General features: G+C 69.2%; 21 protein-coding genes. 11 read left to right on the top strand and 10 right to left on the bottom strand.

What is annotated here, in order from left to right:
• Positions 1–33 precede the first annotated feature (33 nt).
• Genes QHF89_RS23495 through QHF89_RS23485 form a run of 3 tightly spaced genes read right to left on the bottom strand, consistent with a single transcriptional unit; the run spans position 34 to position 2,399 of the window.
• Positions 34–738 (bottom strand): NAD(P)H-dependent oxidoreductase, encoded by a 705-nt coding sequence (locus QHF89_RS23495; RefSeq protein WP_136969759.1) that lies wholly within the window; start codon positions 736–738, stop codon positions 34–36.
• Between the two features lie 58 nt (positions 739–796).
• Complete coding sequence (locus QHF89_RS23490; protein WP_136969758.1) at positions 797–1,765, bottom strand: ornithine cyclodeaminase family protein; 969 nt, start codon at positions 1,763–1,765, stop codon at positions 797–799.
• Positions 1,766–1,817: 52 nt separating this feature from the next.
• Positions 1,818–2,399, bottom strand: a complete 582-nt coding sequence (locus QHF89_RS23485) for an NADPH-dependent FMN reductase (RefSeq protein ID WP_136969757.1) — start codon at positions 2,397–2,399, stop codon at positions 1,818–1,820.
• Positions 2,400–2,584: 185 nt separating this feature from the next.
• On the opposite strand from QHF89_RS23485, the gene QHF89_RS23480 reads away from it, so the two are divergent.
• From QHF89_RS23480 to QHF89_RS23465, 4 genes are all read left to right on the top strand, one after another.
• Positions 2,585–3,232 (top strand): RNA polymerase sigma factor, encoded by a 648-nt coding sequence (locus QHF89_RS23480; RefSeq protein ID WP_284720854.1) that lies wholly within the window; start codon positions 2,585–2,587, stop codon positions 3,230–3,232.
• A complete protein-coding gene (locus QHF89_RS23475) occupies positions 3,229–4,008 on the top strand; it encodes a hypothetical protein (protein ID WP_136969755.1) in 780 nt (259 codons plus the stop codon). The genes QHF89_RS23480 and QHF89_RS23475 overlap by 4 nt, the downstream gene beginning before the upstream one ends.
• Positions 4,005–6,746 carry a CHAT domain-containing protein gene (locus tag QHF89_RS23470; RefSeq protein ID WP_136969754.1) on the top strand — a complete coding sequence of 914 codons (2,742 nt, stop codon included), beginning with the start codon at positions 4,005–4,007 and terminating at the stop codon, positions 6,744–6,746. Before QHF89_RS23475 ends, QHF89_RS23470 begins: the two co-directional genes overlap by 4 nt.
• Positions 6,747–6,976: 230 nt before the next feature.
• The gene (locus QHF89_RS23465) at positions 6,977–8,872 is read left to right on the top strand and encodes a S8/S53 family peptidase (protein ID WP_136969753.1); all 1,896 of its coding nucleotides are present in this window, start codon (positions 6,977–6,979) and stop codon (positions 8,870–8,872) included.
• 57 nt (positions 8,873–8,929) lie between these two features.
• On the opposite strand, the gene QHF89_RS23460 is transcribed toward QHF89_RS23465, so the two are convergent.
• From QHF89_RS23460 to QHF89_RS23450, 3 genes are all read right to left on the bottom strand, one after another.
• Positions 8,930–10,087 (bottom strand): hypothetical protein, encoded by a 1,158-nt coding sequence (locus tag QHF89_RS23460; protein ID WP_136969752.1) that lies wholly within the window; start codon positions 10,085–10,087, stop codon positions 8,930–8,932.
• Positions 10,088–10,159: 72 nt separating this feature from the next.
• A complete protein-coding gene (locus tag QHF89_RS23455) occupies positions 10,160–10,423 on the bottom strand; it encodes a hypothetical protein (RefSeq protein WP_136969751.1) in 264 nt (87 codons plus the stop codon).
• 16 nt (positions 10,424–10,439) lie between these two features.
• Positions 10,440–11,138, bottom strand: coding sequence for a DUF1775 domain-containing protein (locus QHF89_RS23450; RefSeq protein ID WP_284720853.1), 699 nt, complete (start codon positions 11,136–11,138; stop codon positions 10,440–10,442).
• A 113-nt stretch (positions 11,139–11,251) separates the two neighbouring features.
• Between QHF89_RS23450 and QHF89_RS23445 the strand changes: the two genes are divergently transcribed.
• Positions 11,252–11,791 (top strand): hypothetical protein, encoded by a 540-nt coding sequence (locus QHF89_RS23445; protein WP_136969749.1) that lies wholly within the window; start codon positions 11,252–11,254, stop codon positions 11,789–11,791.
• A gap of 381 nt (positions 11,792–12,172) precedes the next feature.
• On the opposite strand, the gene QHF89_RS23440 is transcribed toward QHF89_RS23445, so the two are convergent.
• Entirely contained in the window at positions 12,173–13,027 is an 855-nt protein-coding gene (locus QHF89_RS23440; protein WP_136969748.1) for an SDR family oxidoreductase, read from the bottom strand.
• Positions 13,028–13,289: 262 nt separating this feature from the next.
• Between QHF89_RS23440 and QHF89_RS23435 the strand changes: the two genes are divergently transcribed.
• The 6 genes from QHF89_RS23435 (at position 13,290) to QHF89_RS23410 (ending at position 21,563) form a co-directional block, all read left to right on the top strand.
• Entirely contained in the window at positions 13,290–14,732 is a 1,443-nt protein-coding gene (locus QHF89_RS23435; protein ID WP_136969747.1) for a hypothetical protein, read from the top strand.
• Positions 14,729–16,888 (top strand): hypothetical protein, encoded by a 2,160-nt coding sequence (locus tag QHF89_RS23430; RefSeq protein ID WP_284720852.1) that lies wholly within the window; start codon positions 14,729–14,731, stop codon positions 16,886–16,888. Before QHF89_RS23435 ends, QHF89_RS23430 begins: the two co-directional genes overlap by 4 nt.
• A gap of 93 nt (positions 16,889–16,981) precedes the next feature.
• Entirely contained in the window at positions 16,982–18,187 is a 1,206-nt protein-coding gene (locus QHF89_RS23425) for a hypothetical protein (protein ID WP_136969746.1), read from the top strand.
• Between the two features lie 268 nt (positions 18,188–18,455).
• Positions 18,456–18,776 carry a hypothetical protein gene (locus tag QHF89_RS23420; protein ID WP_136969745.1) on the top strand — a complete coding sequence of 107 codons (321 nt, stop codon included), beginning with the start codon at positions 18,456–18,458 and terminating at the stop codon, positions 18,774–18,776.
• A 15-nt stretch (positions 18,777–18,791) separates the two neighbouring features.
• Positions 18,792–20,234 (top strand): TolC family protein, encoded by a 1,443-nt coding sequence (locus QHF89_RS23415; RefSeq protein WP_136969744.1) that lies wholly within the window; start codon positions 18,792–18,794, stop codon positions 20,232–20,234.
• An 18-nt stretch (positions 20,235–20,252) separates the two neighbouring features.
• Entirely contained in the window at positions 20,253–21,563 is a 1,311-nt protein-coding gene (locus tag QHF89_RS23410) for a multicopper oxidase family protein (protein WP_136969743.1), read from the top strand.
• A gap of 25 nt (positions 21,564–21,588) precedes the next feature.
• On the opposite strand, the gene QHF89_RS23405 is transcribed toward QHF89_RS23410, so the two are convergent.
• From QHF89_RS23405 to QHF89_RS23395, 3 genes are read right to left on the bottom strand one after another with little or no spacing between them, the layout of a single operon-like run.
• Positions 21,589–22,596: an ArsI/CadI family heavy metal resistance metalloenzyme gene (locus QHF89_RS23405; protein ID WP_136969742.1), complete on the bottom strand. Its 1,008-nt coding sequence runs from the start codon at positions 22,594–22,596 to the stop codon at positions 21,589–21,591.
• A gap of 12 nt (positions 22,597–22,608) precedes the next feature.
• Positions 22,609–23,370 (bottom strand): phytanoyl-CoA dioxygenase family protein, encoded by a 762-nt coding sequence (locus QHF89_RS23400; protein WP_136969741.1) that lies wholly within the window; start codon positions 23,368–23,370, stop codon positions 22,609–22,611.
• Positions 23,371–23,418: 48 nt separating this feature from the next.
• Positions 23,419–25,905, bottom strand: coding sequence for a molybdopterin-containing oxidoreductase family protein (locus QHF89_RS23395; RefSeq protein WP_136969740.1), 2,487 nt, complete (start codon positions 25,903–25,905; stop codon positions 23,419–23,421).
• Positions 25,906–25,950 lie beyond the last annotated feature (45 nt).

The following is a 25,950-nucleotide window of genomic DNA, read 5'->3' as shown; positions in this document are numbered from 1 at the left end:
GCCGTTCTTGCGCGGACGCGACGCGCGGGAAGGTCAGGGCCGCGCGAGCCGGAACGAGGGATCGTACGCGGAGAGCGAGGGGTACACGAGCGGCGCCGTCGTGTCCCAGGCGAGCAGGCGCTCGCGGTAGGCGGCGAGCATGTGGGCGCGATCGGCCTCCGTGGCGCGCGCGGGCGCCCAGGCGACGAAGGACGGCAGCACGTCGAAGCCGACGTACCGGAAGACGCCCTGGTTCACGGGCGCGAGCAGCATGTTCATGTCACCCGCGAGGCCGTTCTCCTCGTACATCGTCGCGGGCCCGCCCGTGGTGACGGAGGCCATGGCCCGCTTGCCGCGCATCGTGCCGTGGTCGTACCACCGGCCCCCGCCGTAGACGCGCTGGAACGCGAACACCCGATCCACCCAGCCCTTCAGGATCGCGGGCATCGAGAACCACCACATCGGGAACTGGAAGATCAAGGCGTCGCAGGCGAAGAGTTTTTCCATCTCGGCCTGCACCTCGGGGGCAAAACCGTTCGTCTCGACCGCGTGGGCCTCCTCGACCTGCTGCTTGTAGACGGCGGGATCCTTGCGGCCCGTGAAGTTGTGCGGCCCCGAAACGGGATCCCAGCCCATCGTGTAGAGGTCCGACACGACGACGTCGTGCCCGCGGCCCTCGAACGTCTCGACGGCGAGGCGCGTCAGGGCGGCGTTGAAGCTCTTCGGCTCGGGGTGCGCGTGAACGATGAACACCTTCATGGCGTGGCGCTCCTTCAAGAAAGACGGCGACCCCCCCGGGGGCGCCACCCGCATCGTATCAGCGGAAAAAGTCGAAGCTCGTCCCGAGCCCCTGTTCACGCGCGGCCGCATGCACGACCCGCGCGAGCGCGACGTCTTGCACGGCGAGCCCCGTCGAATCGAACACCGTGATCCGCGCGCCCTCGCGTCCCGGGCGCTTGCCCGCGAGGACCTCGCCGAGCGTCGCGTGGATCTGCTCGCGGCGGAGCTCGCCCGTTTCCAGCGGGACGTTCACCTCCCCGCTGTGCGTCGCCTGCTCCCAGTCGTCGATGACGACGCGGCCGTCGACGAGGATCGCGGGCTCGAGCTCCTGTTTGCCGTGGGCATCCGCGCCGATCGCGTTGACGTGGGCGCCGTCCTTCACCCAGGCGCGCTTCACGACGGGCGCGCGCGCCGGCGTCGAGGCGTTCACCACGTCCGCGCCCGAGGCCTCTTCGAGCGACACGACACGCCCGCGCGCCTCTTCTGCGAACACGCGCGCGGCGTGCTCCGAAACGTCGGCGCAGAGCACCTCGAACGTATCGCCGTAGACCGCGCGATGCGCTTCGAGCAGCGTGCGCGCCTGCACGCCGCACCCGACGAACCCCACGGTCCGCGGCGCGCGCGCGGAAAGGTGCTTCGAGGCGATCGCGGCGGCGGCCCCGGTGCGCACCGCCGTGAGCAGCGTCGCATCCATGACGGCGAGCGGCAGCGCGGTCGCGGGATCGGAGAGGATGTACATGCCCATCACGGAGGGCAGATCGAAGCGCGCGGGGTTCTCCGGGTGGGAGTTCACCCACTTCACGCCCGCGGCCCCGTCCACGTACGCGGGCATGGCGCGTAGATCGCCGTGGTAGGCGTCGAGCTCCAGGTAGACCTTCGGCGGCATGAGCGCGCGGCCCTCGCCGTGCGCGGTGAAGGCGGCCTCGACGGCGGCGATCGCGGCCTCCATCGAGAGGAGCTTTTGGACATCGGAGCGCGAGAGGAGGATGGTTGCGTGGGGAGGCATGGGCAGGCCGGCGATATAGATCAGCGAGCGGCCTGCTTCCACCCGGCGTGGATCAAGGGGCCGGCTTGGCGGCGCGGGCGGCGCGGAGGTGCGCGAGGGCCCCGCCCCAGGCAACAAGCTGGTCCAGCATGCCGTGTACGGTCTTCTCGTGGTGGTCCGCCGGCTTGAAAACCGTAAAATTCTCGAAATCGGTGCGAAGCGAGAGCGCGACCTGGTTCCGGACGTGGGCGACCTGGAGCTCGGACAGGACGAGGCGGAGCTGCTCGACGGCGCGGGTGCCGCCGGCGCTGCCATACGCGACGAACCCGGCGGCCTTGTCGTTCCATTCACGATAAAGGAAATCGAGCGCGTTCTTCAGGGCGCCGGAGGGGCCGTGGTTGTATTCGGGCGTGACGAACACGTACGCGTCGAAGGAGGCGATCGTCGCGCTCCAGGCCTTCGTGTGGTCCTTCGTGTATTTGCCCGTCGACGGAGGGAAAGGCTCGTCGAGCAGCGGGAGGTTGTAGTCCGCGAGGTCGACGAGCTCGAAGCTCGCGTCCGTGCGCTTTTGGGCGAGGTCGTGCACCCAGCGGGCGACGGCCTCCGCTTTCCGACCGGGGCGCGTGCTGCCGATGACGATGGCGACTCGAATCATGCGAGGTCGATCTCCTGGGGGTTGTCTCGCCGCAGCGTGCCACGGATGGGCCGGTTTTGCGGGAGAATCCGCTGCCGTTTGGCTTTCTCGTCGAAGCCACGAGGCGCACGAGCGCCCGTGGAGGGAGCTTGCCCGCCCCGCCCGGGTGCGGGTACCTTCCCCCCGGACGAGCAGAGGAGCCTCGGGTGCCGGAGGACATCGCCGCGCTTTTACGGAGAGCCCTCGCGGGCGAGCGGGCCGCGGTCCGCGCGTTGATCGATGCGCTCGCGCCCGTCGTGCAGGCCCGCGTCGCCCGCATCTTGCTCCGGCGCCGCGCCCCCCAGCGTGATATCCGCCAGGAGACGGAGGACCTCGTCCAGGAGGTGTTCGTCGTTCTTTTCGCCGACTCCGCCCGCGCCTTGCGCCAATGGGATCCTGCGCGAGGAATGAGCCTCCCCAATTTCGTCGGCCTCGTCGCGGAGCGCGAGGTCATCTCCATCCTGCGCAGCAAACGGCGCAACCCCTGGACCGAAGAGCCGATGCTCGACGAGGAGCTCGACCCGAAACACGACGAACAGCCCTCGACGGAGCGGCTCTTCGAGGACCGGGAGGCCGTCGCGGCCCTGCTCGCGGCCATCCACGCGCGGCTCGGCGACCGCGGAATGCTCCTCTTTCAATGGCTCGTCGTCGAAGGCCGGCCCGTCGAGGAGATCTGCGCCGCGCTGGGCATGACCCCGGACGCCGTGTATGCCTGGAAGAGCCGCCTCGCCAAGCTCGTTCGCGAGGTCGCCGAGGATCTCGCGTCAGACCCGGGCCTTTCGCCGCGAATCCCCTCGTCCAAGGTCAAGCCATGAAGGACGACGACCTCCTCGACGCCCTCGGGCGCGCTGCACGAAAAGACGATCGCCTCGCCGATCCACGCTGGGATGCGCTCGCCCGCGGCGAGCTATCCGACGAGGAAATCAAAACGCTCGCCGAAGGCTCGGACGCCGCGCGCGACGCGGTCGAGGCCTTTCGTCCGCTCGGCGAGCCGACACGCGCGCGCCTCACCGAGCAGGCCCTCGCCGCGATCGGCGCGCAAAACCCCACCGCGGCCCCCGCCGAGGTCGTCCGGCGCAACCGCCCGCGACGCGCGCTCCTCGTTCTGCTCGCCGCTTGCCTGGCCGCCCTCGTCGCGTTCGTGTGGCTCGCACGAAACGACGCAGGGCCCCCGCTCCCGGCGTACGCCCTCGCCGTCGAAGGCGGGGATCGACCGTTCCGCGCGGATACACCCTCCCCCGACGAACCTCGCCTCGCCCCCGGGTCCCGGCTGTCCCTCTCGATCCGGCCCGCCGCGGACGTGCTCGGCGCCGTCGAGGCGCGCGCCTATTCGATACGAGACGGCGTCGTCGCTCCTTCTCGCCCGCGCATCGAGATCGCAACGAGCGGCGCAATGCTCGTCACGGGCACGCGCGAGGAGCTCTTCCCCGATGTCGGGCCGGGCCGGCTTCAGATCGTGATCCTCGTGGGCCGGCCGGGGACGCTGCCCGCACACACGCCCGCCGCTGCCGAGCTCGCCCCCGCGGGCCCTCCGCGGGCCTTTCAGGTCCTGCGCGCCGCCGTTTGGCTCACGGACCCGAACGAACGATGAGCGCGCGCGTTTCCCGTTGGCTCGCGGCCCTTCTGTGCTGCGTTGCCTGCGAGGACGCGCCCGCCCCGCCCGCCCCGCCCCCGCTTCGCGTCGAGTTCGCCGGCTGCGCGGCCGTGCGCGAAGGCCCGGTCTGCGAGGTCCTCGCCCCGAGCGCGCTGACCTTCTGGGTCGAGACCCCCGAGGACGCCCATCTCTCCGCCGAGATCGACGGCACCACGCAATCCTTCCCCACGACGAGCGCGCCGGGAGGCCGCCGCGTGACCGTCGACGCGCCCGCGGGCAGCCGAGAGGTCGCCCTTCGCGCTGCGCGCGGCGGCGCGGCCGCGGTCTTTCGGCTCCGCCTCGATCCGCTCATCACCTCGCCGGCCCTCGACGAGGCCGAGGCCCTGCGCCGCCGCGGAAAGCTCGACGAGGCCGAGGCGAAGCTCGCCGCGCTGCCATCGGATCCCTCCCGCGTCCTCCGCCTGGGAGCGCTCCGCAAGCGCGCGCGCATCGAGAGCAAGCGCGGCGCTCTGGAGCTCGCCGCCCGCCTGTTCGCCGAAGCGCTCACGGAGGATCGCGCGCTCGGCCGTGTCTCCGACGAGCTGCACGACCGCTTCGCCCTCTTCCACATGCACCTGTATACGGGCCGCCGCTTCGCCGACGCGCGCGCCGCGCTCTCCGACGTCGAGCGCCTCGCGCGTGATTTCCCCGAGGGCCGCGTGATGGCTTCGTATTACGAGGGCCTGCTCGCGCGGGAGACCGGCGACCTGCGCGGCGCGCTCGGCCACCTGCGCGCCTCGCAAGAGGCCGCGGCCCGGCTCGGCTTCGAGGCCCAGCGCGTCGACGCGCTCGAAGTCGAAGCGAGCGTCCTCTCGCAGCTCGGCCGCCACCACGATGCGCTCGCCGCCATGGACGCGGCGCGTGGCGCTTTGCCCAGAGACGCGAGCCCGTGCCGGCGCGCCGAATCCGACAACAACCTGGGCTGGGTCGCCCTGCGCGCGGACGCGGACGGGCAAGGGCCACGCGCGCCGGAGCCTCCGCTCCGCGCGGCGCTCGAAGCCTTCCGCAAGGAATGCCCGCGACCGGCGGAGGTCGCGAACGTCCTCCTGAACCTCGGCCTGCACGCGATGCATCGAGACCACCCCGAGGAGGCGCGGGCCCACCTCGAAGAAGCCCGGCGCGCCGCCCCCCGCGTGGATGCGCGTTTCGAGGCCTGGGCCGCGGTGCTGGACGGGCGCATTGCCCTTGCCAAGCCGGAGACACGCACGGCCCTCGCGCCGCACGAGCGAACACGCGCCATCGGACGGGCCGCGCTCCTCTCGGACGTGGAACTCGAGGGTGCGCTCGGCCGCGCGCGGGCGCTCGAGGCGCTCGGCCGGACGGACGACGCCGCGCGCGCGTATGCCGAGGCCGACGCGTTGCTCGACGTCGTGCTCCGGGCGGTCCCGCTCGGCGAGGGCCGCGAGACCTTCCTGCACGGCGCCGAGCAGGTCACGCGTCTGCGGGTCGAGTTCCTCCTCGGGCGGGCCGAAAAGGCGGATCGCGGCGCGCGCGACGCGTGGCTGCGGGAAGCGGCGCTCGCGGCCAAACACGGCAAATCGAGGCTCTTGCGGGCGCTCGGGTGCGCCGCGCCTGCCTCGCCGACCCGCCGCGAGGCGCTCGATCGCGCCCTCACCCGATACCAACAAGGGCGCGCCGCCCTCGAAGCGGAGCTCGCTGCATCGTGGCGGCTGCCGGCCGACCGCCTCGACGCGGCGCTCCGCGCGCACGATGCGCGCATCAAGGACCTGCGCGCCCTCCTCGACGACGCGCTCGCGCACCTTTGCCCGCACGACCCCGATTCCACGCAAGGGCCCTTCGTCCCGGCCCCTTCCGAGGTCACGCTCGTCCACCTGCCCACGCGCCGCGGGTGGACCGGCTTTGCAATCACATCCGACGCAATCGTCGTTCACGACGCCGTGGGCGCTCGGCCCGACCTTTCGCCGTCCCGCCTCGCCGAGGCGCTGCTCGAGCCCTTCGCAGGCGCCCTTCGCGGCGCGTCGCGGCTGCGGCTGATCACGCATCCGTCGCTGGATCGGCTCGATCTGCACACGCTGCCGTTCGAGGGCGCTCCGCTCGGCGCGCGCCTGCCCGTCGTGCACGGCGCGGGGTTCGAGCGCCCGCTGAGGCCGCCTTCGGAGGGCCCACTCAAGGCGCTCGTCGTCGCCGATCCACGCGGCAACCTTCCCGGCGCGCGCGAGGAGGCCCGCGTGGTCGCCGCCGCGCTCCGCGCGCGGGGCGCCTCGGTCCTCTTGCTCGAAGGAGAGGCCGCCACGCACGCCGCCGTGGTCGCGGCATTGACGGATCCGGCGACGCACCTGTTTCACTTCGCGGGTCACGGGATCTACGAGGGCCGTGACGGCTGGGAGAGCGCCTTGCCGCTCGCCACGGGCGCGCTCGCCGTGGCGGACGTCCTCGCGCTCGCGCGGGTGCCGGCCGACGTCGTGCTCTCGGGCTGCGATACGGGCCGGGCGGGGACGAGCGCCGCCGCCGAGGGCCTCGGGCTCGGGCAGGCCTTTGTCGTCGCCGGGGCGCGGGCCGTCGTCGCCTCGACGCGCCCCATCGAGGACAAGAAGACGCTGCCGTTCGTGCGCGCCTTGTACGGCGACAGCGCGGGGCCGCTCGACCTGGTCGCGGCGCTCCACCACGCCCGGCGCGCGGCGCACGAGGGGGATTGGCCGAGCGACGTGGCGAGCTTCCGAGTCCTCTCGCCTTGAACGATCTTTTTTCCGAAGCCGCGTCAGATGGCCGCTCCCCGCGGCGAAGACCCAGGATGCGCCCGAAGCGCATCCCCATGCTTATGGTCTCCCGACGCACGCTTCTCCGCCCGGGCCGAGGGCCCGGCGTCCTCTCAGCCTTCGCATCTTTCGCGACCGCTCTCGTTCTTTCGACGAGCTGCACTCCGGAGCCCCCGCCGCTGCACGACGTGTCCCCAGGGCTCTCCCCCATGGCGGGCGGGACCTCGACGCCCACGGCGGGATGCGCGGGCCTGCGCTGGGTGGGCCTGTCCACGACTGGCGCGTGCCCGATGCCACCCCCGGGCTGGATCGGCGGGCCGGCCTTCGGCGTCCCCGCGGGCAGCCCCCCCTTGCCGCCGTACCTCGCGGATTATTGCCTCTATTCATGGACCGCGCCCGGGTTGCCTGCGGCGGCGGACGTGAACAACCTCGGCGTCCAGCTCGCGGGCGCGGGTGTCCTCGGCCTGGCGGAGGATTGTGTCGTGGTCGGGCCGCTCGCGGACGGTTTCTCCGACGCGTCGCGCGAATGGCTGCACGCCGAATACCTGTCGCGGATGGGCAGCTTCGGCCCGCTCACGTTCGGGAGCAAGCGGCCGGCCGAAGTGCGCATCGCGCTGGCCGACTCCTCGCCCGACGACGTGGCGGGGACCCTCCCGCTCGGCACGCTCGACCATGGTTATCTGCTCGGCTGGCTCGCGAAAGACCTCGCCTGCCCCGCGGGGGGCCATTGCGCGGCGCGCGTCACGACCGAGCTCGCCCTCCCGCGGATCGACGCCGAGAAGGCGGATTTCACGAAGGGGGGCCTGGTCGGCACCCGGCTCGACCTGGCCCGCGCGATCGTCATGGCCGTCGAGCGGTGGAAAAAAGACCGCGCCGATCACCTCCTCCTCGGCGCCGGCGTCGATCATCCGCGCCTCGTCGTCAACCTCAGCGTCGGCTGGGAGCCCGCGCTCGGCTGCGACAGCAATCCCGCGTCGAATGCGGTCTCGGCGTCGGTCTACGATGCCCTGGTCCACGCCCATTGCCATGGCGCGGCCGTCATCGCCGCCGCGGGCAACGACAGGGGCGGCCCGAGCCCTCCCCACGGATTGGTCTGTCCAGCCGCCTGGACGGTCGATGCTGGGCCGGCCTCCGGGACCTGCACGTCCCTCGAAGGAACGGGTTACACGAATGCCTTCGCCGGTGGCCTGCCCCTGTTTCCGCCGGGCCGCGAGCCTCCGCTGCTGCATGCCGTCGGCGGGCTGGAGTATGCGGATCGACCCATTGCACGGACGAGGCCGGAGGGCATGCCGCCCCTCGCCGCGCTCGCGCTCCAGGGCGTCGCCGCGGGGCCGTCGTGGCCCTTCCCCGCGCCGCGCACGGGCACTTCGCTCGGCGCGGCGGCGGTGTCGGCGATTGCCGCGGCGGCGTGGGCCTACCGGCCGAGCCTCACCGCGGGGGAGCTCCTGGAGCTCGTATACGCATCGGGCGAACGAACCAACCTCGTCGCGGACGTGCCCTCGCCGGCGGAGGTGAAACGCCCCTCGCTCTGCGCCGCGCTCGTGGCGGTCTGCTCGCTCGGGAACAACGCCGCGTGCCCGCCGGGCCTCGTCTGCGCGCCCATCCCGCCTCGATCCGACCAGAATCCGCCTTTGTTCCCGGGTGGGCTCGCGCTCCTCGACGCGGCGTTCGAGGACGCGCCCGCGTTCGTGGCGCCTCCGCCGAGCGACGACCCGGCGCCGAGCGAGCAGGTTCCGAGCCTCGCCATCCCTCCCTGGGTGCGCCCGCAACCCGACAGCCCACCTTGTGGCTCGTGTGTGATTCACTTTGGCTCCGTCCACGACCCGGCCTGGCTCGTGGTGGAGCTTGATTCTCGTTATGGCCGGGAGCTCACGGACATGAGCTTGATCCTCTCCGGCGTGACCCCCGCGGGGACGCTCGCGCGGGTGACGGTGGGCCCGCTCGGGCCGGCGCAGATGAACGGCCTGACCGGGCCGTTCCGCGTGACGGGGATCCAGCGCTCCTCGCTCGCGCGCGTGAGCTCGGCGGTGCTCTCGTGGCAGTCCACGGACCCGGTGACGGGCGAGGTGGGATCCGTGAGCGAGCAGATTTTGATTTCCGATTGATCAGACCCCGCGGGGCCCAGGGCGGCGCCCCGGCACGGCGGCTCGTGAGGAGACGCCTCAGGGACTCCCGCAGACCTCGTTCGAGTCCACGCTGTCCACCCCGCCTGCCTTGCATTGCGCGCGATAGCAGTAGACCGTCACCGACGAATAAGCGCCGTCGTCGTGTTGCTCGATCGTGCTGCCTCCGAGCGTGTAGACGAGCGAGAAGGCCCCGCCGTTCTCGTTGCGATAAAGGAGGATCTTGTCGCAGCCCGTCGCGGTCCACGTGACGTGGAGCGCGTCTCCCATCGGGATGACCTGGTCGAGCACGGGAGGCGACGGCATCGGGGGCGCGTCGTACACGCGGGGCCACACCAAGCGACCCGGCGCGCCCTCGGTGCCCTGCTCGGTGTGGCATTTGTTGCAATCGCCGTCGGTCTGCGGCCCGGTCATGGAGCGCGTGACTCCATTCGCGACGAGCCGCGCCGAATAAGGGACCGGCACGCCCGCCACGACCGCGCTCGACATGAAGTTGCCTGCGGCGTTCGGCAGGAGCGTCATCGTCACCTTGCCCGTCGTGTCGAGGATCTCCACCTTCGCGCCGGGCGGCGGCGGGCTCAGGCAAAGATCCTTCTCGTGGAACGCGGGAAAGACCGTGCCCATGAAGAAGTAATTGAAATCCGAGGCCTGGGTCTTGTGACATGCGCGGCACGCGAGGCCCGGGTTCATCTGGGCCGTCGACGTTGCGGCCGGATCCCAGGTCTTGCCGCTCGTGCACGTCGTCTCCGCCGGCTTGTCGGGAATGGCCCCGCACGACCCCGCCGGCATGCCCGCGGCCACCCATTGCTCGAAGACTTCCACCTGCTTCGTCGACGCGGGGGGTTCGGACAAAGGCGGCATCGGCGCCGCCGCCAGGTGCATTCGTTCGAGGCTCCGTTCCCCGACGGTCTTGCCAGTGTCGCCCGCGAGCGCGAGGAAATCGTGCCGCGTGACGAGGGGCATGGGCGCCCCGGCCGCGACAGGGGACGCGTGGCAGCTCACGCAGATTTCTTCGAGGACCTCACGCACGTCGCAGGGAAGCTCGTTGGGTCCCAGGTCGACGCCGGCGTCCGGCGCTTGCCCCGTCGAGGACGCGCCCTGGGGGTCCTCACCCGAAGGAGGGCCGCTCGACGAGCAACCGAGGGCGGACACCATGAGGAGAGAAAAAAAGGAGAAAGCCGTTTCTCGGGCGCGCATGCGCGGGAGTATCACCGACGACGCGCCGCTCGGCCATGCGGCGGATTGTCGCATGGCGCGCGGCAGACCGTGTCATTGAGGAAGCGCGAGGCCAGGCGGAATGTACTCGCAGGGCAACTTCCCGCTCGGCGGCCTCGGCAATGCATCCACCTCGTCGATGCACGAGACGATCGCCGTGGGCTCCCCGCCGCCCGCGCCGCCGCTCCCGCTGGAGGAGCTTGCAGACGAGCTGCCGCCGGCGCCACTCGAAGAGGAAGTGCTCGTATTCTGCGCGGGCTCGTCGGAGCAGCCCCACAGACAGGCCACCGTGGTGGCCAAGAAGAGCCAACGTTTCATCACGGCCCCCTTCCGGCTAGTAACGAACCCAGATTTCGTCATTCGCCTTCACGCCGTCCGCGGACAGCAGGTTGACGCCTTGCGTGCCCTTGATGAGCTCGACGGTGGCGTCATTGAAGCTGTAGGCATCGGAGCCACGCCAGACGATGAGCGCATCCTTGAAATAGAGGCTCAAGTCGGGGACGTCGGCGGGCACGGTGAACTTGTTCCAGCCCGGGAGGTGATCCGGGACGAGGGCTTGCGTGGCGGCGGGCTCGCCCGTCTCGCCGGGCAGGGCGACCCATTCGGCGTACGAGAGGGTCGCGTCGGCGGCGCGGCAGACCTGATGAACCTTGTAATAGATCGAGGTGAACGGCGCGGCGGGCAGCTTCGCGCGGAAGGCGATCTTGTAATAGTTCGTGTCCTTGGGGAGGGCGTCCGCTTCGTCCTTCTGCCACGTCACGCTCGTCACGAGCGCGGTGTCGACGGCGTCATAGGTGAGCGAGGTCTTGCCGAAATCGCTCTCCATGGGGCGCACGGAGGTCATGCCTTTGGGGATGTCGACGGTGATCGCATAGGTGTCCGCCCCCTCGCAGCCGTGGCCGACGCCGAGCTCGACGATGAGGGTCTTTCCGGCGATGGCCGTCGGGGCCACCGCGGCGATATGGGCCTGCGCCGAGGCGCTCACAGCGAGCACGCCCGCAATGGCCAGCGAGCCGAGAACCTTGTTCTTCATTTTCATGGTCTCCTTCGATAACGGAGGCCGAGGACTAGCATGACGGGCGTAGGGCGACGGTGCGTCACGATGTCGCATGGACGCCTCCCGCCTCTTGTTCTACGAGGGGCGCCGTGCTTGATCGATCTCGGACTTTCAAGGTGGATCGTTATGCGTTCGCCACGCTCGTGCTCGTGCTTGGGATCACGGGCTGTTCACGTCGCGACGAGGGGGCCCCGGAGCCGGGGCCAAAGTCGGTCGCCTCGGCGGCGCCGCAGGTGACGGCGGCGCCGGGGAACCACGAAAAGGCCCCGGCGGCAAACGACGCGGAGCCGCAGCCCGATTTCATCAAGCATCCGCCGGTTCACCTGAAGCCTCCGTGTGCGAGCACGAGCGCGGCGGCGGCGAACGACGGCGGCAACCGTTGCGTGACGCTGACCCTGCGTTGCGCCGAGCTCGACCGGGGCGAGCCCGTGTGGCTTTTGACGAGCCCGGCCCTCACGAAGGTTCGGTTGCCCGAAGGCGCGAAGGGACTCCGGGTCAGCGCCGAGGACGAGGTCTCGGCGACGGTCTGCTGCAAGGCGCCGGCCGCGGAGAAAGGGCCCGTCCAGGCGCAGATACGGCTCTTCACGGATGACGTGGCCGGCGCGACGCACGCGTTCGAATGCCCTTGAGGGCCGCGGTGGCGGCGCGCAGGGGGACGGCGTCGTCGCCTGCGCGTCTCCAAACGTCCTAGGCCCCTCGCGTCACCGTCGCGCGCGGGTCTCCAAACGTTCGAACACCCTCGCGTCACGGTTGCGCGTGCCGGTTCGAAACGCGCGGCCCCCCTCGCGTCACCGTCGCTTGCGGGTCTCCGAACGTTTGGAGACCCGCGCGTCACGCTTGCTTCTGCCTCTCCAAGCGTTCGATCCCCTGCGCGTCACCGTCGCACGTGGGTCTCGTGACGTTCGAACACCCGCGCGTCACGTTCTCTCGCCCCCCTTGGAACGTTCAAACACCCTCGCGCGCCGAAAACCTGCGCACGAGAACACGCCGAGGAACGCGGGCGCCTCCCGCTACGCCTTCGGCGGCGTCGCCATCATGCCGACCATCAGGTCGAGGTACGCGTCGCCCGAGGGATCCACGAGCTTGCGGCTGGCGAGCGTGCGCATGAGCGCCGAGGTCTGGTAGCGCAGGTGCGGCTTCTCGTCCGTGGCCGCGGCCAGGATCGTCTGCGCCACGTCATCGCCGGTCTGCGGCGTGCTCGTGGCCTGTCCGAAGTTCTGGCGGTACGTCTTGTACATCTCGGCATAAGGGCCGTCCGCGGGCAGCGAGTCCTCCCCCGGAGGCGGGGCGGCCGCGTTTGCAAACTCGGTGGCGACCGGCCCCGGCTGGATGAGCGACATGTGGATCCCCAGCACCTTCGCCGCGGGCGCCGCCGACTCGACCAGCCCCTCGACCGCGAACTTGGCCGCGCAGTAGACATCGTTGAACGGCGTGCCGATGACGCCGCCCAGGCTCGACACCGTGATGATGCGCCCCGCGCCGCGCTCGCGCATGCCCGGGAACACCGCCTGCGAGACACGCCAGACGCCGAAGTAGTTGAGGTCCATGGCGCGCTGCGCCGCCGCGATCGGCGTGTGCTCGAGCGTCCCGAGGTACCCCGCGCCCGCATTGTTGACCAGGATGTCGATCCGCCCGTGGTCCCGGAGCACGCCGCTCACACAGGCGTCGACCGACGCCGGGTCGACGACGTCGAGCTGGCGAATGTCGAGCTCGACGCCCTCGCGCGCCGCTCGCTCGCGCAGCGCCGTCGCCTTGCCGAGGTCCCGCATCGTGGCCACGACGCGAAAGCCGGCCTTGGCGAAGACGACCGCCGTCGCGAGGCCAATTCCCGAGGACGTGCCCGTGATCAATACGATTTGGCTCATGAATTCATCTCCTCACGGACCCCTATCACACCCTCGCCGGGGAAAGCGCGCGCTCGACAAGCGCCTCCACGGACCCGACGGGATCCATCCTTGACCCCCGGTCTGCGTCGGAGGGGATGCGCCCCGAGGGTTCGAGGGCAGGCCATGCAGCGTGGGGCCCGACCCCGGACGTACAACGTCCGCTCATCTCGTGATTTGTCTTGCCCGACTCGTTCGTCCCCCAGATAGATAGGCAACAGATCATCGCAGGAGGGGTTTCCAGATGAGACGAGGGGGTCTTCTCGTCGCGGCGCTCGTCGTCGCGGCGCCGGGCGCCGTGTTGCCTGGATGTTTGTGGTCGTTCGGGGAGGAGGAAGGACAGAGTCGCATTTGCGCGGCGCCGGTGGGGGGAAACGAGCATTGCGTCTCGTCGGGCGAGGGGCCCGCGCGCGCGTGGAACCAAGCGGCGGCGCGCGGCACCCTGCCCATCGAGATGTGGGCCGAGCGGCCGGAGGGGATGACGCTCGATACGCTCGTGACGAGCCCGGGCGACATGGCGCGGTGGCTCGTGGATATGGATCGAGCCCTCGGGTATGTACGCGACGAGCAGCGGAGCGCGGAGTCGTACAAGGCGAGCATGGAGGGCCGGCTCCGGAACCTGCTCGCGTCGGCTCGCATCCAGCAAAAGGAGCTGCTCGCCGAAGAGCCGATCGACGCCGTGGGAGGCTTCGAGGCGGCGCTCGTGGCGAAGGCGAACAGCGAAAAGGCCCCGCTCGTCGCGGAGATCGCCGCGGACAAGCTTTCCATGGGCGCCGTGCAGGGGGTCCTCGACGAGGTGACGCTCGATGTCGGGCCGCTGTCGGCGGCCTATGCGGCTCTCGCCGCGGACTTCACGGCGTATCGGAAGACGGAGTCCGGGGAGATGGACACGTATACAAAGCTCGCGGCGAAGGCGTCGATGGCGACCGTGACCGAACTCGACGCGATCGAGGCGGTGATCCTCGAAGCGGCCCATGACGCGAGCGCGGGGCCGCAAGAGATGGTGCTGCGGGCGATGAAGCTCTCGGCGGAGATCACCCAATTCGAGGTCACGTCGCAGGAGGTGCTCGCGCCGCATGTGGATTTCATGGTCACGCATGCCACGCAGAGCCCGGACATGACATCGAGCGCGCAGCGATCGATCCACGCGATGCTCGGGTATGTCGATCGGCGCGTGCGCCGGAGTGATCGGGCGGCGATGTCCCTCCTCCTCGGGATCACGATGCGGAGGCAAGCGCTTGTGTTGCTCGACGAGAGCCAAGACGTGCGGGCGCAGGTGGCGGAAGCGAAGATCGCGAAGGCGGAGGCGACGTTCCAGGAGAGCGCGGAGGCGCAGGTGCTCGCGTTCGAGAAGGCCCCTCCGCTGGGGGTGAAACTGTGGATCCCGTACCTCGCGAAGCGGTACGACGAGGTCACGGCCCTCTTGCAGATGCGCCCGCTCTGCGAGTTGCCTTCGTCGTCGTGGCGTGAAGCCGGCTGCACCGCGATGCGCCCGCATTTCAAGGCGGCGGCGACGTACCGCGCGACGACGTTGCCGGGGCTCGTGCAGACCGGGCTTTCGACGATGAAGGCGCAAGGGGTAGGAGGCGCGCTCCTCGACGCGGCGGCGGCGAAGCTCGCGGCGGGGGATGTGAAGGGGGCTGCCGTTTTGCATGATGCCGCATTGCGTGGCGCGGAGGGGACATGAATCGCTTGCTTGTTTGCTGGATCGTGGTGTTCGCGCTTCTCGTGCCTGCACATGCGCGGGCGGGGACGCCGTACAGCGTTCACTGGGAGATGCTCCAGGAGAGCAACTCTTGCGAGGATGCCCGGCTGAACATCCCCGGTGGTGCGTATTTCCACGCGAACCGGATGCCGCTCGCGACGTTCGAGGTCCCGGGGGCCTACGCGGCGATCCCGAACGGCCCGCGGAGCAACGTCGCGGAGGCGCCGTTCGACTCGGTGCTGCTTCGGATGGGCACAAACGAATTCACCTTCGGCGTCCAGAACGCCAAGGGCAACGATACCTGCGTCCGTGCGCAGAACTTCGTGACGCTCGTCTCGATCCCGCTCGGGATCCAAAAACCGCTCTTCCACGTCCGGCGCGACGGGACGGCTTTCAGCGGCAGCACGCAGGTCGGGCTCTCGCTGTCGGAGATCAATCCACCGCTCGCGCAGGCCATCGCGAACCTGGAGGTCGAGATCGCGGCGGAGCGGAAATGGCTCATCGAAAACGCGTCGAAGGCCGCGAACCTCGCGGAGAGGCTCGATCTGCTCCAGCAGATCGACACGGAATTGCACGACCTCGTGTCGCGGCCGCTCGACGAGATCAGCGAGGTGGACCTCGACGCGATTCTGGAGCGGTATGGAGACGTGGTCGACGAGGCCACGCGGGAAGCGCTGAAGCAGCTCCTCGCGGATTTGAAGAAGAGCGTGCAGGAATTGAAGGACGAACTCGCGAGCCTGCTCGAACATTTCGGCGCGCAGGCGGACGCGGTGGCGGATCTGGTGACGGGCGAGGCGCGGGCGGCGGGGTTTTCGCCGGAGGATCCGTGGGAGTATTCGCTGACGTCGTCGGAGGTGCCGTGGGTGGAGGTGCCCGATGTCTCGGGCGCGGCGGGGGCGTTCGATCCGGGGAAGGATCCTTATGCGGCGTATGCGGATGCGGTGATTGAAGCGCTTTCGCAGGACGTGCAGGGCGGCAAGGTGATCCTGCGCGGGGACTTCGTGACGAATGTGCGGGCGTGGAGGTCGAATACGGCGGCGATCGAGAAGGCGCTGGCCGCGCGGGTGAGTATTTCCCAGGCGGAGACGAGCGCGTTCTTGCAGGCGCAGATTCGCGTCACGGAGTACGTGCGGCAGTTCATGGATGCGTCGGACTGGTTCCTGGATTCGCCGATCCCCGCGGATGTCCGGGCGCAGGTGGATGGGGTTCTGAAGAATGCTTTCGCTGATATGGCGGAGCAGATGAAGGAGAGCCTGAATGTGTGGGAGGCGATCGCGCTCGGGCCGGAGCAGGGCTCCTTCGTGGAGACGGTACGTGCATTTGCCGGAGCGATGTCGTTCGTCGGGGAAGGGGCGGCGGCGTATGCGGAGGTGATGCAGACGCTGGTGCATGCGTCGTCGCGGATTGCGATCGGGTTCGTGCCGTATGCGGGGCCGGCACTCGATTTGTGTGAGGCGGTGACGGGCAAGTTGTTCTGTTTGCCCGGGGGGAAGGACCTCACGACGGGAGAGCGCGTCTTCTCGGCGATCGGGTTCGGGATCGGCAGCGTCATCGTGCCCATGAAGGGCGTGAAAAACGCGGGGGTGACCCCGGGGGCCAAGGAGATCGCGCAGCAGGTCGTGAACCTGGGGGACGACCTCGGCTTGGCGCTCCAAAACCGCTTTATCACGAAATGGAAGGGGCTCGGGGTACAACACGGGAGCGTCGAGCTCATCACGGACTTCGCGAACGAATTCGAGCGCAAGGCCATCCTCCACTTGATGAAGGACAAGGGGCACAAGGTGCTCGGGGTGGGGGGTAGCGTGCGGGACGCGCTCGGGATCGCGAAAACCTCGCCGGTACCGGACTTCGCCACGATCTCGAAAACCGACGGGCTCGTCCTCAGCGAGGTCAAGGCCGTCACCTCGGGCAGCGTCGATGTGACGAAGGTGCTCAAGCAGCTCAACAGCGCCGTGACGACGCTCAAGGGTAAAAACCTCGACGGTCTCGTGGAGAGGGTGCAGATCATCGCACCCAAGGGCGCGGGGTACAAGAACGACTACATCCCGAAGGACGGGAAGCTGTTCAACTTCAAAACCCAAAAGTTCGTGGCAATGTCCGCGAGGCCCGACCTCGTCGTTCACGTGTTGGAGCTGTGACCGAGCCGAGGGGCGCCCGGTTTCAGAAAGACGTTTGCCCACGACGTCGAGCGTGGTATGGGCGGCCTGCCTCCACGCAAGGAGCCTCGAACCATGAGCGTAGTTTCCGAACCCGATGTCTATGCCTATGCCGACGAGGCAAACAAAATCGATGCCTATGTAGCTGCGCTGTCCGCCCTGCACACGCGGCCACCGAGCTACGTACACACTTGGCAAACACAGAACATCCACATATCGACGCTAGGGGTGGAGGAGGAGATCTACCGCGATCCCATTTCGCTAGAAGAGATGATCAAACTGATCCGTGCGCATCTCACGCCGACATCGGAGGCGACCGCGCACGTGACCGTCCACATGCCCGGCCAGGATTGGTTCGCCAATCTGTCGGTTCTTTGCCAGGCGGCAAGGTATGGCAGCGAGGAGTTCGCCGTCCAGCCGCTCACGGTCAACTACGGTCGCACTTACATGTTTCTGAACGAAGTGGAGGTCGCCGCGTCGCACGAGGTGTTGTCGGTCCCCGTCGGCGCGGCGATGCTCGCGCGGTTCGCTCAGCAGGACATCGAGAACATTCTCCGCCGGTTTTGCGCGCCCGACGCGAGCGGGCGCGTCAAGGCCGGCGGCGTCACCGTACGGGACAAGGACCGCAGGATGGAGGGCTTCTGGTGGAATGCGCCGCTCGAATTGTCGGCGACATACAACGTCGACCTCCACGTGGCGCGAGACGTGGCGCTCTCTTGGCTTCACCTCCACGACGGCGATCGGGTCGAATACGTCGCGGGCCTCTCCCTCGACGCGCTGGCGGCGCGGGTGGAGGCCGCGCCGAAGGGAACCACGGTCGGCCTGGCACCGACGACGAAGCTCCTCATCGACCACCTGGGGGAGGACTCCGATGCCTCCGACCACGAAGAAACCCGCGGCCTGCACGCCGGATCCATCCGCCGCGTCCCCCGCGCGCGATTGCCGGAAGACGAGGAGCTCTCCCGGGAGCAAGTCCTTGCCATTCTCCAGACCCCGCCGGAGGTGTTGCTGCAGGCGCTCGAGACCGCCGCCGCCGTACCGGATGCGCAATGGGTGGAGGCGGAGCGCCGCGCCCTGGAGGCCCTGGAAGCGGAGAAACACGCCGAGCAGAAGGTCGTCGTCAACGTCGATACCTACGCGCATCGGTGCTTCATGGAGCGACACGCCCCTTATCATGTCCGCCGCCTGGAGACGGGCGGAGTCATGATTGCGACCCACTGCTACCGCCACCTCTGGCCCCTCTGGTCGGAGGCGCTCGCCCTCCTCGGGATTCGGCCGTAAAAAGCTCCGCTCTACGCGCGCATCGGTGACGTGCCAGAGAGCCGAACTGTTCGGCGCTCTCGTCGTCGGCCGCACCGAGGTCGCGATGACCCTCCTCGTGCGCAACGCACCCCGCCGAGCCCGGCGCTGCCCCTGCATGACCGCGGTGTAATCCTCGGACCCGGTCTGCGTCAGCAGGGGCGAGGGTTGCGACCCTGCGGCGGCCGCGTGATGGATCGGGGCCCCGCATCCCTGCGAGATCGCATGGAAAGGAGCTCGGAGTCACCGCATGAAGACCACGCTGGGCCTGCTCGTCCTGCTCTTCGCGTCCGCTTGCAGCGGGCCGGAGGTCCCTTCGGCCTACCAGCCCACTTCTCCCGCATCTCCCGCAGCGCCCCCGGCGCCCCGTCCCCCCGTCGCGGCCGTCCTCGCGTCCGCGGATCCGCTGGAGGCCGGCGTCTGCGTGCCCGGAAAACCCTGCGTCCTTCCCGACGCCCAGGGCGCCGCGGAGGACAAGGGCGGCCACCCGCACGGAAACCACGGGGGCCACGACCACGGGCATCACGGCGGCCACGGGGACCACGGCGGCCATAACGGCCACAAGCATTGACCGGGTGAACCTTCCATGACGACGAGGCCTTTTTTCTCGTTCTCCGCGCTGGCGCTCGCCCTGGGCCTGTCCGCCGGCTGCGCGAGCGGCTCGCTCCCCCAGCACGTGGGCGAGGTGAACGACATTTTCGCGGCGCGAAACCGGCGGGATCTCGCCGTCTCCGTGCCCGGCGAGGACGAAGACTGGGAGAAAACCGCGGCGGAGGTGCCGAAGCTCCTCGCGAAGCCACTCGACGCCGACGGCGCCGTGCGGATCGCGCTCGCGCAGAACCGCGAGCTGCGCGCGGCGTTTTACGAGATCGGCATCGCCCGCGGCCGCTTCGTGCAGGCCGGCCTGCCGCCGAACCCCGAAATCGATCTCAGCGTCCGGCGCCCGGACGATCCCACGCAGCCGCTCCAGCTCGACATCGGCATCGAATACAACCTCAGCGGGCTTTTGATCCTCCCGCTCCGCAAGGGCGTCGCCGAAGCCGAGCTCGCCGCCGAACGGCTCCGCGTCGCAGGGCAAGTCCTCGACATGGCCTACGCCGCCCGGACGGCGTTTTATGCGGTGCAGGCGCGCCAGCAGGAGCTCGATCTCCGCGTCCGCGCGCTCAAGGCGTTTCAGGCAGGGTTTGCCGCCGCCGAGGAGTTGCATCACGTCGGCAATCTCCCCGAGGTGGATCTCGCCAATCAGCGGGCCGCGGTGGAGGCGGCGCGCGTCGACGTCGCGGAGGCGGAGAACCGGCTGCTCGACGCGCGGGAAACCCTGCATGTGGCGCTGGGGCTCTCCGGCGAGCAGACCCAGTGGAGCATCGAAGCGAGGCTCGCGGATCCGCCGGCCGAGGCGCTCGTGTTCGAGCGGGTCGAGGAGCGCGCCGTCGCGTCGAGCTTCGAGCTACAAGAGCTCGACGCGCGCATGCGCGCCGCCTCGAAGCGCGCCGGGCTCGCGCGGACCGAGGGCAACCTCCCGCATATCTCGGGCGGCTTCCACGGCGAGCGGGATGCTTCCGTGTGGGAGATCGGCGGCCACGTCACCGTGGGGTTACCGATTTTCGATCGCAACCAGGGCACGGTCCTCAGCGCGCGCTCGGAGTTCGGCGCGCAGCGCGAGCGATACCTGGCGACCGCCACGGCGCTCCGCGCGACCGTGCGGACCGCCCTGAACCGCGTCGAGTCCACGGGGCGGCGCGCACGCCATTACCGCGAGGTCGTCCTGCCCGCGCGGGAAAAAGCCCTCGCGGAGACGGTGCTCCAGTACAACGCGATGCAGGTCAGCGTCTTTCAGGTCCTCGACAGCCAGCGGCAGGTCACGCAAACCGGCCTGACCTACGTCGAGACGCTCCTCGATTATTGGAATGCGCGCGCCGCGCTCGATCAGATCCTCGCCGGCCGCCACCGCGGCCTCGCGCTCGGCCCCGCCGGCGCGACGCGAAACAACCTCCCCACGGGCGGCGACAGCGCCGCGGCCGGGCACTGACGGCAAGGAAGAAGCACCATGGATCGCCGCAAATTCGTTCAATTCGGGGTCGCCGCCGGGGGCGCCTTGCTCGCCTCGCAAGCGTTCGGCCAAAACGCAAAGCCCGGCGCCGCGCCTGCGCGCCCCGCGCCGAAGCGCGCCGTGTTCCCGGGCGGACAGGTCGCCGTCACCACGCCGAACGGCGTGACGCTCCCGCTCAAAGAAAAGGACGGCTTGAAGATCGGTCACCTCGTCGCGATGCCCGTGAAGCACACGTTCGCGCCGGGACTGGAGGGCGATTGCTGGGGCTACAATGGCCGGACGCCGGGGCCCACGATCGAGGTCGTCGAGGGCGATCGCGTGCGGATCTACGTGACGAACAAGCTCCCCGAGCCGACCACGGTGCACTGGCACGGCGTGATTCTGCCGAACGGGATGGACGGCGTGTCCGGCCTCAACCAGCGCCCCATCAAGCCCGGCGAGACGTTCGTCTACGAGTTCACGTTCCGGCACGCGGGGACGTACATGTATCACCCCCATTTCGACGAGATGACGCAGATGGCGCTCGGGATGATGGGGATGATCGTGGTGCACCCGAAGCGGCCGAAGGGACCGGCGGTCGATCGGGATTTTGTGTTGATGACACACGAGTGGAAAATCACGCCGGGCTCACGCCGGCCCGACCCGAACGAGATGACCGATTTCAACGTGCTGACCTTCAATTCGAAGGCGTTCCCCGGGACGGAGCCGCTCGTCGTGGGCCGCGGCGAGCGCGTGCGCATCCGCTTCGGCAATCTCTCGGCGATGGATCACCACCCGATCCATTTCCACGGCCTGACCTTCGAGACCACGTGGACCGACGGCGGCGAGATCCCAGCGGCCGCGCGGCACCCCGAGACCACGGTCCTCGTGCCCGTCGGCAGCACGCGCGTCATCGAGTTCGTCCCCGACGAGCTCGGCGACTGGGCGTTTCATTGCCACATGACCCACCACGTGATGAACCAGATGGGCCACGGGATGCCCGTCATGGTCGGCGCGAATGCGCGGAAGATCGACCCGCGGGTGCAAAGCCTCGTACCGAGTTATATGACGATGGGGCAAAGCGGCATGGGCGACATGGCCGAGATGGGCATGCCGGTGCCGAAGAACTCGATCCCCATGGGCGGCGGGCCCGGGCCCTTCGGGTCGATCGACATGGGCGGGATGTTCACGATCCTGAAGGTCCGCGACAATCCCGAGACGGCGGATCCCAAGGGCTGGTATACGCATCCGAAAGGGACCCAGGCGGAGCGCGCGGAAGAGGCGCTCCTGAAAGCGGATGGAATCGATCCGGAGGCGACGTTCGGGTGAACGCGCGCGCTGCCTCCGCGCGCCTTCAGCCCCGCAACACCACGAATTGATCGGCGAGCGGGCCCCGCTCGAAAGACGCGAGGGTGGCCGCGTCGACCGGGACCCGTTCGCCGCGGGGATACACGCGGCCCGCGTCGTCGGTGACCGAACGAAAGGGTCCCTTGTAGACGACGATGCCCGGCGGCGCGTCTTCGGCGGGCGCGGCCGGCGCAAAGCCCACGAGCATGAGCTCGCGCATGCGTGCCCCCGCATGCTCGAAATTCGGGCGCGCCCCGAGCTTCTGCACGTAGAGGCCGACGAAACCGGCGTCCACGAGCCAGGCCAGCGGCTCCGATTCGAGCGGGGTATGGCGCACCAGGGCCGCGGGCCCGGGGAGCCGAGGAAACCCGCCCGGCAGCGCTCGATCACTCGCGAGCCCGTGAATCATGACACGCCCGCCAGGCACCAGGATCCGCCGCACCTCGGCGAGGAGCGTCCGGCGTGTCTCCTCGGGCATGACGACGTTGAACGTCCCCCGGAGCCTGACGTCCTCGATCGAGGCATCCGCGAGCGGCAAGGGAAAGACGAGCGCGTCGCCGAGCCGGTGCTCCCACGTCGCGCCGACGCCGCTGCGATCCCGCGCGGCGAGCGCGTCCGACGCGCTCAGGCTCCCGCGATGCGTGATCTCGCCCGTGAGGGCATAAACCTCCCAGAGGTTCTTGTCCGGATCGAGGAGCCAGAACTTCGTCTGTCGGGCATAACAACACTCGACGTCGTCCTCGCGCTCGGTCAGGAGCCCCGCCTCCTTCAGGCGCTCCTGCATGCCCGCCACGGAGTCCGGGGCCGCGAGGCGCAGGCCGAGGTGGTTGAACGAATCCGCGCTGCGGTGATACACGGGCTCCAAGGAGAGCACGAGCGGCGGATCGTCGAGCTCGAACTTGGCGTAATCCTTGTAATGCTTCGCCGGCTCCTGGCCGAAGAAGGCGCGATAAAACGCGACCGCCTTGCCAAGGTCGCCGACGTTGAGCGAGACGTGGGTCTTCTCGGAGCGCATCGGGCCTCGGGATCAGCGGAAATGAAGGTCGGCGAGCCCCATCATGCCGTAGATGGTCCGCAGGTAATGGTGAAACGCCTGGTAGTGCTCGTCCCGGAGGGCCTTGCCATCGCGCTCGGCGTTGTAGCTGTAGAGCAGGTGCCGCCGCATCGAGCCGGAGCGGTTGATGTCCGAGCGGTGGGGCATGAACGCGCCGAAGACGACCGCGTCCCCGGGGTCGAGCGTGAGCTTGACGGGCGAAAAGCCCTCGACGACCGAATCGGAGAGCATGTGGAAGTTGCCGTCCCGCTCGGCGAGGCAGCCGCGGGCGTGCGCGCCGGGGAAGACCTCGATGCAGCCATTTTCGGCGTTCGCCGCGTCGATGGCGAGGACCACCGTGGTAAAGCTCTCGGGGAAGCCGGGCCAGGCGATGAAGTCCTGATGCAGCGGATAACCGCCCGCGCCGGCGGGCTTGTAGATCAGCTTGTCCTTGAAGGGATGCGCGTGGTCCTGGAAGAGCTGTTCGAGGACGTGGGCGATGCGGCGGTCGTGAAACCAGGCGGAACACCTGGGCGCGATGTCGGTGACCGGGTCGAAGAGCTCGAAGACGGGCTCGCAGGTCTCGTAATGGTATTGCCACCGCACGCGCAGGTTGTTCTTCGCCATCAGCTCCTTGCGTTCGAGGAGCGCCGCCGTCTCCTCGGCGACCTCCTGCACTTCGGAGGGGGAGAAGAGGCCACGCAGCACGAGGTAGCCGTCGCGCTGATACGAATCGACGAGGTGCCCGATGTCCATGCCCTCACCCTACCGCGGGGCCGAGGTCGTGGTCTATAGGGAGGAGGCTCAGGCCCGGACGACGCGGCACGCAAAACACTTGTACGCCTGCTGTCCGGAGAGCGCGTCGAAATGCCCGTCGTCGACGAGCAGGTTCGCGGGCTCGTACCGCGGGAGCCCGAGATCGTCGCCCACTTTTTGCGCAGGGCCGAAGAAGTTCGGCACGAAGATCGTGTCCTCGCGAATGCCGTCGAAGAGGAGCGCGGTCGCCGTGATCACGCCCCGCGAGCTCTCCACGCGGATCACGTCCCCGTCGCGGATCCCCGCGCGTGCCGCCGCGCGCGGGTGGATCTGGACGAGCCGGAGGCCGTTCATCATCTTCCCGGTGTTCGTCCATTGCGTCATCGTCGCGAAGTGGACGACGCTCGGCCGGCCGATCATCCCGAGGAGCGGGAACCCGGCGCGCGCGGCCTCGTTCGGCGGCACGCCGAGCTTGACCCGCGGCGTGGACGAGCCCGGGTGCAGCGGATTCGGGACCTTTTCCGGCAGGTGCACGACGGTCGGGACCCCGGCGCCGACCTCGGGGTGCGAATAAAAAGGCGGGAGCGCGGCGTGCCCCGCGCGGGCGAGCTTATCGTGGATCTCCGGCGTGTGGATCTCGATTTTGCCGCTCGGCGTGAAGAATCGTTTCCCTGCGTGCCCGAGGGCGCTCGCCACGGAGGCCCACGAGGGGTGGTCGAGGTAGAGCGTGCTCGTGCCCGGGTGATCCTCGGCGGGGCAAGGCCACCGGAGCGGCTCGGCGCGCTCGCGGAGGCGCTTCGAGGTCATCCCCGCCATGCCCGGCGTGTTCTTGACGAAGACCTCGTCCCACAACGTGCGGTACTCCTTCCACGCCGCCGGGAGGTTGTCTTTCCAGTACGAAGGCGGGTGCTTTGGATCGATCGCGGCCATCGCGTGGGCGAGGTCGATCCAGAAGTGAATGTCGGGCCGCGCCTCGCCGATCGGGTCGATGACCTTGTCCGACCAGCGAATGGCGCGGTCGTCGCGGCGCATGTAGATGCATTCCTGTTCGAGCACGCTCGGGACCGGGAGCACGTAATCGGCGTAGAGCGCGGGCTCCTCCAGGAAGAGGCCCGGATACACGAGCAGCTCGAGCTTTTCATAGGCCGCGCGCACCCGCGCCGCATTCGCGCCGTCGACGAGCGGGTTTCCCATCAGGAACACGGCGCGCAGGCGGTAAGGATCCTCGTCGAGGATCGCCCGCGGGAACACGTCCGGCCCGAGCAGGCCGGGGCCCTTTTTCTCCGGGACCTCGCCTTGGATCTTCGGCAACCGCAGATCCCCCGGCCAGGTGTTGTGCATGAAATTGCAGCCGCCGCCGGGCCGGCCGACATTGCCGGTGATGGCCGCGAGGAACGCCATCGCCCGGTAGGTGTGGAACGCATTCATCTGATGCGAGATGCCCGCATTGCAGAAGATCGCCGCGGGGCGGGCCTTCGCATACGCCTCGGCGAGGGCGCGGATCGTGCTCGCGGGGACGGTCGTCATCCGTTCGCCCCACTCCGGGGAAAACCCTTGCGCCTCTACGTGCTTGACGAGCGCGTCGAACCCGACGACCCACTTGTCGACGAACGCCGCGTCGTAGAGCTTTTGCCGGAGGACATGCGCGAGCATGGCATACACGAGCGCCATGTCGGTATGCGGGCGGATGGCGATGTGCTGGTCCGCAAAGGCGGACGTCGGCGTTTGCCGCGGATCGACGACGACGAGCTTCGCGCCGGTGCGCGCGCGCGCCCGGAGGAGGTGCTCGAACGTGACGGGGTGGGTCTCGGCCTGGTTCGTGCCAAAGAAGAGGAAAAACTTCGAGCTGCCGAGGTCCTCCTGCCCGGTGATGCCGTCCTTGCCGTAGCCGTTCGTGAAATTGCCGAGGCCGAAGGTCCAGGCGAGCGCGTCGCCGCCCGCATCGTTGCAGACGGGCCCGACGTCGGTCGCGTTGGGCGATCCATAAAGGTCAAAGAACCGGCCGATGATGGATCCGACCCCGCGCACGAGCCGCCCCGAGGTCTTGCTCGCGACGCCGGCGGCGCCGGTGGAATCGCGGATCTCGACGAGCTTTTTGGCGATCTCGGCGAGGGCCTGATCCCAGCCGATGGGCTCGAACCGCGAATCCGGGGAGCCTTTCGCGCCGGAGACACGCCGGAGCGGCGTCCGAATGCGGTGCGGGTTGTAGACGATCTGCGCCATCATCGGGCCCTTGACGCAGAGGTTGCCGTCCTGGACCGGATCGGCCGTCTCGCCCTGGATGTCGATGATACGCCCGCCCTTTTTATGGACCTTCAGGCCGCAAAGGGAGTTGCAGAACTGGCAAGCAGCACTCACGACCTCGTCGGGCTGGAGCGCCCCGGAGTTCCGGGTAAGGTCGAAGGCCCCGCGCGCAGGCTCGGGCGGAGGCGGAGGCGCCGTGGCCTCACACCCCGCCACGATCCCCGCCGTGGCGCTCGTCGCGGCCGACAACTTGAGGAAACCCCGACGCGAAAGGTTCGAATCACCCGCCATGTCGGGGCGGGATCATGCGCCGGGGCACGAGCAAAACACAAGCGT

The organism is Polyangium sorediatum, from assembly GCF_029946465.1.
In the GTDB taxonomy this organism is placed as follows: domain Bacteria; phylum Myxococcota_A; class Polyangia; order Polyangiales; family Polyangiaceae; genus Polyangium; species Polyangium fumosum.
Note: the sequence above shows the minus strand (reverse complement) of the source record. Positions and strands in the feature narration are given on the sequence as shown.